At 38.5% G+C, this 2,688-nt stretch carries 3 protein-coding genes; all 3 read right to left on the bottom strand.

The window, feature by feature from the left end; translation table 11 throughout:
* A partial coding sequence (locus tag BWD47_RS19955) for a hypothetical protein (protein ID WP_143474514.1) occupies positions 1-1,661 on the bottom strand: 1,661 nt, incomplete at its 3' end.
* A 6-nt stretch (positions 1,662-1,667) separates the two neighbouring features.
* Positions 1,668-2,051, bottom strand: a complete 384-nt coding sequence (locus tag BWD47_RS19950) for a DUF3192 domain-containing protein (RefSeq protein ID WP_075594547.1) — start codon at positions 2,049-2,051, stop codon at positions 1,668-1,670.
* Between the two features lie 71 nt (positions 2,052-2,122).
* On the bottom strand, positions 2,123-2,688 hold a 566-nt coding region (locus BWD47_RS19945), incomplete at its 5' end, for a 5'-3' exonuclease H3TH domain-containing protein (protein WP_075594546.1).

The raw sequence follows: 2,688 nt of genomic DNA, 5'->3' as shown, positions 1-2,688 counted from the left end.
GCATAAAAATTAGCTTTTGAGTCCCAACCAGCAGCCGATAGGCTGTCGAAAATGATTTGCTCTTGCCAGCTGCTAAATAAAGCTTTTGGTTGAAAAACATAATAAGTAAATAATTTAATAGCTATCCAATGTTTCTCATTTATGGTGAGTTGCTGTTTTTTGTGTTGTTCACTAGCCAGTAAATGTTGAGTCCAGACGTTGTCACCAATTAGCTGATTTAAATATTCAGTCAATGGGGCTTGATCTAGGTGATTAACACCAAATAGGCAGGCCAATGGTGGGCTAATAACATGCTCTTCGGCTTGTTCAAATATAGTTTTTCGAGACAGGCTCGTAGCTTGATATTCGCAAAGGTATAAAACGTAGGCATATAATGGCAAGCTCACGTGTTCAAATTGCACTGAGTCAGAGTGTTTAAACAATGCTTGAATAATCCGCACCATATTTTCAAGTCGTTTAGAAATATGCTGAAACAGTGGGTGAGTAGTTGTTGCTACTAAGCGTTGAAACAATACTTTCTGAATRATTGCCGGTGCATTGTCGTATCCAACCATCGATAAACAATGACGCAAGTCTTTGGCTCTTTGCTGCTCTTTATTATAGGGCTTAGCGGCAATTGTAAGTTGCGTAATTAATTCAGGGTAGGGACTTAACAGCTTATTTAAACCACGATAGCTGTATTCTTTTGATACTTTTAAGTCACTAATTAATGCTAAGTATTGCTGTCTGCGTTGCTGATTTATAGGTGGTGGTTCTGTAAAATTGATGTTCTCACTAAACCATACGGTGTAGAGCAAACGCGTGTCTTTACATGTTCTTTGTTTGTCTAAAATGCTCAAATTAGCTTTGATGCGATGCCAGCGTACTTTTTCTGGGCGGCTAGCATCGACTAAAATATGCCTACCTTGCTCATCGGTGGTTAAATAGATAAGAATGCGTTCAGCGTAATTTACTTCACTTGCTGGAATGTATGGGCCTATGTGCGCAATGAGCGCCTTTATTGCATTTTGAGCAAACTCATTAGGTGTACGAAGATAAATATCAGCCAATGCTTTATGTATACTAATATGCCCACCAGATTCACGATAAGTGGTATTCATGGCGATAATGTTAGCTAAAGCTACAAGTGTTGTTGCTCCGTCATAAATCATAATTTTTGGCGCACTTAAAAGTGCTTGTTTGTATTTATTTAACCGCGCTAACAAATGCTGAATAGATAATGTATGAGGACCTGAGCTTTGTAGTAATTTTGCAGCAAGCTGGTGACGATTCTGCCAAAGTTTTTTATCTTGTAATGTTAATTTTTCACAGGCAGCTAACTTATTGCTTTGAGTTTGTACGCACAGGTAATTAGCTAAACAGCAGCTAATAATTTGTTCACTAATTGCTTGGTTGTAATTTAGGCTACGACATAGAATGCAAGCAATAACGCATTGGTTAACAACTAAATTTGTTGTGTAGCCATGATTAGGAACATATATGCTAAGTTGCGCTTGCATACCTTTTGGGCAGGCTTGGTAGATTAAGTAATATCGCTCAGCAAGGTTGCTTAATAAAGGATAAATTTGCGACCATTTCTGCTTTTGATAATAAAGCTTGAGCAACTGGTGCGTACTATCAAATAAGCGTGCCAACTCACGAGGCGTCACGTTTTCCATCATAAGCGGTTAGGTTTCTTGTTGATAGCTTTCATAGGCACTTGGTCCCCACAATACTAATTGACCATTTTTAAACAGCAAGCCAGTGCACTCATCTATTGTTGTAATACCATCYGATTTTACGTGTTGCGTGCGGTAAAAAATGATTTGCCAAACATTGTCTTCGACTCGTTTAGCATAGGTTAGGTCTGGGCTGCCTAAGTAATCAAGTACGGCGTTTAAGTTTTCAGGCTTATCGATAGATAGTTTCGAGATGTAACGTTTATTAAAAGCTTCACGGTCTTGCCAGATCATGGCTTGTGGATCATCTTTATAAAAAGTGATCACAAGAGTGGCGATAAGTGCATAAACACCTAAACCCAGCACCAGATATTGGAAAACCTTTTTAAACATGTGTAACTCTTTAAAATTAACGCGAATTTGCAGTATACGCTGTGATATCCAAGTGCGCTACGAGATTGCGATTAATTGAGCCTTAACTGCTTTAAACTAAAGCCTAAGTGAATATCTGTGCGTAACATCACAAGATTTTTCGAAATAACAAACATATCCATCTCATCGTTCAATTTACGCTTTACTGAAGGGTTTAGTTCATCGTCGTTGATTGCGGCTGCAATTGACTCATACTCATTTACTAATTGCTGCGCAGTTTTGTTACCAATACCTTTCACGCCGGGTATGTCATTGGTTTTATCACCAGCTAAAGCCCAAAAATCAGCGAGTCGATGTTTTGGAACATTAAAGCGCTGTTTAATGTCGTCGGCTTCAAGATACTGTTTTTTGAAGTAATCATAAATAGCAATCTGCTCAGATAAAAATGGTAAAAACCCTTTATCTGTAGAAACGATAGTAGAAGGTACATCATTAGTCGCGGCTTTATGTGCCAGCGTGGCAATTATATCGTCAGCTTCATCATTGTTAGGTGAAAACACCACAATGCCTGTTTGTTCAATGGCTTGTTTAAAAAGCGATAAGTTTTGTTTTAGGGTATCTGGCATCGGTGAGCGAGTGCTTTTGTACGCCTCATAGT

The organism is Pseudoalteromonas sp. PAB 2.2 (genome assembly GCF_001938575.1).
Taxonomy (GTDB): Bacteria; Pseudomonadota; Gammaproteobacteria; order Enterobacterales; family Alteromonadaceae; genus Pseudoalteromonas; species Pseudoalteromonas lipolytica.
This window is presented reverse-complemented; position numbering and strand designations above follow the sequence as displayed.